This is a genomic window from Fretibacterium fastidiosum, assembly GCF_000210715.1.
GTDB lineage: Bacteria > Synergistota > Synergistia > Synergistales > Aminobacteriaceae > Fretibacterium > Fretibacterium fastidiosum.
On record NC_021038.1, the window covers coordinates 7,130 to 13,999 of the forward strand.

The 6,870-nt window shown below is 67.0% G+C and carries 4 protein-coding genes and 1 other RNA gene; 2 read left to right on the forward strand and 3 right to left on the reverse strand.

Annotated features, from left to right (window positions below; genetic code table 11):
* The 3 genes from SY1_RS00030 to rnpB form a co-directional block, all read right to left on the reverse strand.
* The coding region (locus SY1_RS00030; RefSeq protein WP_208872434.1) for an SH3 domain-containing protein at window positions 1–1,955 on the reverse strand (1,955 nt) is incomplete at its 3' end.
* Window positions 1,956–2,186: 231 nt separating this feature from the next.
* Window positions 2,187–3,761: a DEAD/DEAH box helicase gene (locus SY1_RS00035; protein WP_243440691.1), complete on the reverse strand. Its 1,575-nt coding sequence runs from the start codon at window positions 3,759–3,761 to the stop codon at window positions 2,187–2,189.
* Between the two features lie 52 nt (window positions 3,762–3,813).
* An RNA gene (rnpB, locus tag SY1_RS00040) (RNase P RNA component class A) lies at window positions 3,814–4,149 on the reverse strand.
* A gap of 268 nt (window positions 4,150–4,417) precedes the next feature.
* Between rnpB and rny the strand changes: the two genes are divergently transcribed.
* Window positions 4,418–5,947, forward strand: a complete 1,530-nt coding sequence (gene rny / locus SY1_RS00045) for a ribonuclease Y (protein ID WP_015555771.1) — start codon at window positions 4,418–4,420, stop codon at window positions 5,945–5,947.
* Window positions 5,947–6,744, forward strand: a complete 798-nt coding sequence (locus SY1_RS00050; RefSeq protein ID WP_015555772.1) for a TIGR00282 family metallophosphoesterase — start codon at window positions 5,947–5,949, stop codon at window positions 6,742–6,744. Before rny ends, SY1_RS00050 begins: the two co-directional genes overlap by 1 nt.
* Window positions 6,745–6,870 lie beyond the last annotated feature (126 nt).

Sequence of the window (6,870 nt, forward strand, 5' to 3'; positions counted from 1 at the left end):
GAGATCCACCCCTCGATCCCCCTGTCCGTGCTGACGTGGTACCACACCCCGTCCGCAGCGGTGCGGGATTCGGTCGCGTCCACGAGGTCGCCGCGGGACATCCGCGCCAGGACCTGAGCGGTCAGGTTCGGCGCGCTGCGCAGGTTGACCCTGCTGCCGCTGACCCTCATGGGAGCCGTGGCCCCCGCGTCCCCGGAGGCCGCGGCTGGCTGGTCGTCCCCGCTGGCGGGAAGGGCCCCCGACGACGCCCTCACGACCGCGATCCGCGCGTCCGAGGAGGCTTCAGGGGATGCCTTCGCGACCCTGGCGGGAAGGCTGACGCTTCCGCTGACCGTCGCCCCCTCCCCCTGGACGGCGGGGCCCGCCGGCTCGGAGGAATCGGGAGAGGTTAGAGGCTCCGGCACACGAGGCGGAACGACGGGGACCACCACGGCCCCGGAGCTCACCTCATTGTCATGGGATCGGGTCACTTCTTTCGCCTTGTCAGGCTCCTTCGCGCCCTCCTTGAGCGGAAGGACCTCCTTGACCCTCTCATCAGGCTGCGCCGTCACGGGCTCCTCCGTCGGCGCGGGCACGTAACCGAACAGGCTCGCCAGCCAGCGCCCGCCACCGAACAGGACGAAGCACACAAGGGCTGCCACGACGAGGGCGCGCCGCACCCAGCGCCTCAGGACCCCCCGTCGCGCCGCGGCGATCTTCGCCGCGCGCCGGGCCTCCTTCGAGAGGCGGCGGGCGTCCGCGGCAAGCTGCTGGGCGTCCCGGTAGCTGCCGAACCCGTCAAAATGCTCCGCGATCTCCTCCAGCTCCTCCTCCGTCCGGGCCCGATCCTTCAGGGCGACCAGCTCCGTGTAGCGCCTCTCCATGCGCGCCCTCGCGGCGAGGGCCGGGGTGTCTCGATACGAGCCCAGCTCCTCCAGCACGGCCGTCAACTTATCATAATCCTCGGGGGTCTGTGCGCTCTCCAGCATGGAGACGGCCTCGTCGTACCTCTTCCTGGTCTCGATGCCGCGCTGGGCGTCCTCCACGAGTTTCCGGACGTCCTTGTAGCCCTCCAGGGACTCCATGAGCTTCATGAGCTCGTCGAGGTCCTCCTGGGTCCTGGCCGAGGCGCTGAGGGCCTGAGCCCGCTTGTAGCGCCCCTCGAGCTCGGCTTGACGCTCCTCGTGGAGGCGCTCCAGGCGCCTGTCGCGGGCCTCGATGTAGTCGTTCAGGCTGGCGCGCTCCTCGTCGCCCGCAAACTTCAGGGCGCGCTGAAACAGCCGGCTCTGCTCGAACAGCGGGGCGTCGGCCAGGGCCTCCGGAGTGCGGGCCCCCAGCTCCACCATGAGCTTTCCCAGGTAGGCCCGCGAGTTCTCCGGGTCCTGGGTCAGGGCCTGCTCCAGGTACTGGTCCGCCCGGGCGAATTCGCCGTCCTCCAGAAAGATGAAGGCGCGGCGGACCAGCGCTCCGGTCTCCACGCCGACGAGGGACTCGACGGGCTGCAGCGCGTCGTCACGCAGGAACTGGACGCGCCCGTCCAGCTCCTCCCCCTCGACGGGGGCCTCCAGGAAGACGTGCATCGCCCGCAGCATTCCGGGCAGGCGCGGGGGCTCGCCGTCGGTTCGGGCCGCCAGGGCCGAAGGGTCCTCCCGCAGGGCGCTCACGTCAAGCCGGGCCAGGATGGCCGCCAGGAGGTAGAGCACGGCCCAGACGGCCGCGCTGTGGAGCCCCATGAAAAAAGCCGCAGCCGCAAGGCCTGCATCGACGCCAAGCAGGATCGAGGCCCGCTCCCTTCGCGTCAGGGCCATGCCGCCTCCGACCAGCCCCCACAGGGAGGAGAACATGACGACCATGCCCGCGACCTGAAGTCCGACCGTGCTCGAAGCCGCCCATCCGGGGACTGCGGCGCCCGCGAGGACGGTGACGCCCGAAAAAATCGCTGAGAACAGAGAAAGGGCAAACGCGACGATATTCATGAACCAATCTCCCCTCTACGTTGGCGCTGTGCTCCACACAAAATTCGCCAGCCTGTCCGGCTCGAGGCGGCTCCGCCGTGCCGAACGCACCTTCCGCCGACTCAATCGCCGGCCTCATTATATAGCACCAAAGAACAAAAACAACCTGGCGTCCTCGCCGTCCTCGACGCGAAAGAGCCCCTCACGGGGCCCCTCTTTGAAAAAAGCGAGAAAAGCGCCACACAAAAAGCGCTATCGGCTCGTCTCGATCTCGCCCAGCTTTTCCTCGAAGCCGTAGATCGTCGGGTCGATCTCGTCCACGGTGTCGTTCAGCTCATCGAGGCCGCGGAAGCGCCGTCCCCGCGGGAGCTGGTTCGAAAAGCGCTTGATCTTGAGCAGGGATTGAAGGTAGTTGCGCTCATAGGGCATGATCATCTGGGCGGCCATCAGGGCGCTTGGGCTGGGCTCCTCCAAAAACATCATCGCCATCTCCAGGTTCTCGTCGACCTCCATCTCGTCGTACCAGATGTCGGCCAGGATCGCCTGAAAGCGCGCGCGGTCCGCGCCGCGCACCTGCTGGCGGATCACCCAGTCGATGCGGTTCATGCCGCGCCGCAGCGCGTCCACCGTCCTCCTCGCGTCCTGGGCGGGCAGGGAGTTGCCCGCGATGTACTCCGCCTCCACCTCCAGCAGGACCTGCTTTCTCAGGAGGCGCCCATAGGAGGGCCTCAGCTGGACCAGGGCGGGCTCGGAGGGCGCGTTCACGAGGGCTTGAAAGACCGTGCCCGTGTCCACGCCGCGCCGCTCGTAGGGGGAGTTCTTCAGCCACGTCACGTACCCCGGATCGAACAGCCCCTTGCGTCCCGCCCGTCCGGCCATCTGCAGGAACTCGTTTTTGGAGATGGGATCCCGGTGGTGGTACTGCACCAGCTGCGCAAAGATGACGTACTGCGCGGGCAGGTTCACCCCAAGTGCCAGCGCGTTCGTCCCGCAGACCACGTCCAGGATCCGCTCGCGGAAGGCGGACTCCACCAAGAGTTTCTCCTTCGGGAACATCCCCCCGTGGTAGATCCCCACGCCGCGGAGAAGGGGCGGGGCGATGCGCTGGACCTCCAGGATGGCCGCCAGCTCTTTGAGGCGCTCCCGCGCCTCGCGGGACAGCAAGTGGTGCGGCCGAAGCTCCGCGACGTCCTCCGCCATCTGAAGGGCCCCTCGCTGGGAGAAGAGGAAGATCAGCGCGTCGTGGACGCCGCTTCGTCTGGCGGGCTTCTTCGGCGTGAAGATCAGCTGCGTCGTGCGCTTGTGGCTCTCGTGGATGATAAAGTTGCGCGAGCTGATCCGCGAGAGGTAGGCCCCCACGTTCTTGACGCCCCCCAGGGTGGCCGACATCACCAGGACGGGCGTGTCCGGGTGAGTCTCCCGTATCCCGTCGATGTAGGTCCGCGCGCGATCCGGATCGTTGAATATGTAGTGGAACTCGTCGATCACGAGCCGCTGGCCGGGCGTCGAGGCGTACTTCATCGTGTAGATCTCCTGCGTGCAGCAGATGACGCGCGCGTCCTCGTTGCGCTTGAAGTCCCCCGTCTCGATGCCCACGTCCAGCCCCATGCGCCGCAGGTCCATGTAGCGCTCGTTGCTCAGGGCCTTGATGGGGGCCGTGAAGATGACGCGGGCGGCGTCGGGCTCCCGGACGACTCCCTCCTCGTCCAGTATCCCGGCCCAGAGGTAGGCCACCAGCGTCTTGCCCGATCCCGTCGGCGCCGAGAGGACGGCGCTCTGTCCCGCAATGCTGCGGTATGCGTTCTTCTGCCAGTCGTAAAACGTCACTTTCTCCAAAGGCGCCAGCTCCAATGACACCCTGCGCCCCGTGCAGGGAAAAATAGCGAGCAGCTCATAAGCCGGGTTCTGTATACGACGGCCATTTATCTGGACGTCTCCTTGCGGAGCGCCTCGAGCGATCGTACCCGGGGGTCGGCGGGCCGCTTCATCCCCCCCTATTCGATCTTGCTCCGGGTGGGGTTTGCCAGGCATACGGCTCACACCGCATCCGGCGGGCTCTTGCCCCGCCTTTTCACCATTGCTCCCGTCTGGGGGCTGTCTGTTTTCTGTGGCACTTTCCTCCGGCTCGCGCCGACCGGACGTTATCCGGCACCCTGCCCTGCGGAGCCCGGACTTTCCTCCGCGCACCTGGCGCGGCGGCCGTCCGAGCTGCTCTTTTTAATTGTATCACGATGAGGCCGGTATCGGCCCGGCGTCTCCCCATCAAAAAAGCCGGCCCCGCAGCGCGGAAAAGGTGCGGAAAAAGAGGCTTTTTCGCTTGTTAATCCTCTGATTGAAAGGTAAAATTTAAGTTGTGTGTCTGAAGTTCTTTCTGATCTCATTCCGATCTGAAGTTCTTCCGGAGTCAACGCACGATACCATCATTCTGCCCCCTCTTTCGCTGCTTGCGGAGGGGTCGTTACAGTAAGGAGCGATACAAGGACATGCAACTGATCATCGCAGCATTGATTTTTGCGGCCGGCGTGGGCGTCGGATACCTGATACTTCAGGCATGGGACAACACGCGCCTCACCGGGGTGAAGAACCAGACCCTCCTCATGTTGCAGGAGGCCACCGACGCGGCCGAGCGCCTCAAGCAGGATCGGCTCACCGAGGCCAGGGACGAGGTTTCAAGGCTGAGGCAGGAGGCCAACCGCGACGCCAAGGAGCGGAGGGCCGAGCTCCAGAGGGTCGAGCGCAAGCTGGAGCAGCGGGAGGAGAACCTGGAACGAAAACTCGACCGGGTCTCCCACAAGGAGGACGAGCTGAGGCTGAAGCAGGAGGCGATCGAGAAGCGCGGCGCGGACCTCGAGGCGCTGATCCGACAGCAGGGCGACAAGCTGGAGGAGATCGCGCAGATGACGAAGGAGGAGGCCCAGGAAATCCTGCTCCGCAAGACGGAGGAGGACGCCCAGTACCTCATCGGGCTTCGCCTGAAGGAGCTGGAGGAGCGGGCCCATCGCGAGGCGGACCGCAGGGCCCGCGACATCGTCGTCGCGGCCATGCAGCGCTGCGCCGTGGAGAGCGCGGGCGAGGCGACGGTCAGCGTCGTCCCCCTCCCCTCGGAGGAGATGAAGGGGCGCATCATCGGCCGCGAGGGCCGCAACATCCGCGCCTTCGAGATGCTGACGGGAGTGGACCTCATCATCGACGACACGCCGGAGGCCGTGACCCTCAGCAGCTTCGACCCCGTCCGCCGCGAGGTCGCCCGCCGCGCCATGGAGCGGCTCGTGGTGGACGGCCGCATCCACCCCGCGCGCATCGAGGAGTTGATCGACAAGGCCACACACGACGTGGAGGACGAGATCATCAGCGAGGGGGAGTCCGCCGTCCTGGAGATGGGGATCAAGAACATCCACTCCGAGTTGGTGCGCACCCTGGGCCAGCTGAAGTTCCGCTTCAGCTACGGCCAGAACGCCCTGTCCCACAGCCTCGAGGTGGCGCAGATCGCGGGTGCCATCGCCGCAGAGCTGGACCTCGACGAGGAGCTGGCCCGCCGTTCGGGCCTGCTGCACGACCTGGGCAAGGCCGTCGACCATCAGGTGGAGGGCCCCCACGCCGCCATCGGGGCGGACCTGGCACAGCGCTTCGGCGAGAGGCCGGAGGTGGTCAGCGCCATCGCCTCCCACCACGACACCCTCGAGGTCAGCTCCGTCTACGAGGTGGTGGTCGCCCTCGCGGACGCCATCAGCGCGTCACGGCCCGGCGCGCGCCGCGAGAGCCTGGACGCCTACATCAAGAGGCTGGAGAAGCTCGAAGAGCTCGCCATGGGCTTCAACGGCGTCTCCAAGGCCTACGCCATCCAGGCGGGCCGCGAGGTGCGCGTCGTCCTCACCGCGGGCAAGACCGACGACGGCAGCGTGTACAAGCTGGCCTACGACATCGCGCGCAAGATCGAGGCCGAGATGAAGTATCCGGGGCAGATCAAGGTCAACGTCTCGCGGGAGACGCGCGCGTCGGAGTTCGCAAAGTGATGCGGGTGCTCTTTCTCGGCGACGTCGCCTGGAGCGTGGGACGGCGCGCCCTGGCCTGCGCCCTGCCGGAGCTGCGCCGCGAGTGGGGCGGCTTCGACTTCGTCGTCGTCAACTGCGAGAACGCGGCGGCGGGAAAGGGGATGACGGAGAAGATATTCAAAGAGTTCCTGGACCTGGGCGTGGACGGGATGACCTCAGGGAACCACATCTGGGACAAGAACGACTTCGGCGTCGTCCTGGGCTCGGACGCCCGCATCTTTCGCCCGGCCAACTACCCGGCGGTCTGCCCCGGCCAGGGGTGCGGCGTCCTGGAGCGCGGCGGACGCCGGCTCGGCATCCTGAACCTGGAAGGACAGGTCTTCATGCCGCCCATCGACTCCCCCTTCTACGCGGCGGACGCCTGCCTGGAGGAGCTGCGGGCCCAGGGGGGCCCTGAACTCCCCATCCTCGTGGACTTCCACGCGGAGGCGACCTCCGAGAAGGAGGCCATGGGCTTTTACCTGGACGGGCGCGTCTCCGCCGTCCTGGGGACCCACACCCACGTGCAGACCGCGGATGAGCGCATCCTCCCCGGAGGGACCGCCTACCTCAGCGACGTCGGCATGACGGGCGGCCACGGCGGCATCCTGGGCGTGAAGAAGGAGAGCGCCATGCCCCGCTTCCTCACGGGGATGCCCGCGCGCTTCGAGATGTGCACGGAGCTTCCGGCCGTCAACGGCGCGGTCGTGGAGATCGACGAGTCCACGGGCAGGGCGCGGAGCATCGTCCGCGTCCAGAAGGCCGTGGAGCTTCCGTAGGGCCATCCACGACCGGACCGAAGGCCCCGCCCCTCCGGGCGCGGCCGGGCTCGACCTGAAGGCGAGGGGGCGCGGATAATCCCGCGCCCCCTCGCCTTATACCAACTCGCGTCTAAAAAGAAGGGC

Coding starts and splice junctions, on each gene's coding strand:
- rny (WP_015555771.1), top strand. CDS start 4,418: ATGCAACTGATCATCGCAGCATTGATTTTTGCGGCCGGCGTGGGCGTC.
- SY1_RS00050 (WP_015555772.1), top strand. CDS start 5,947: ATGCGGGTGCTCTTTCTCGGCGACGTCGCCTGGAGCGTGGGACGGCGC.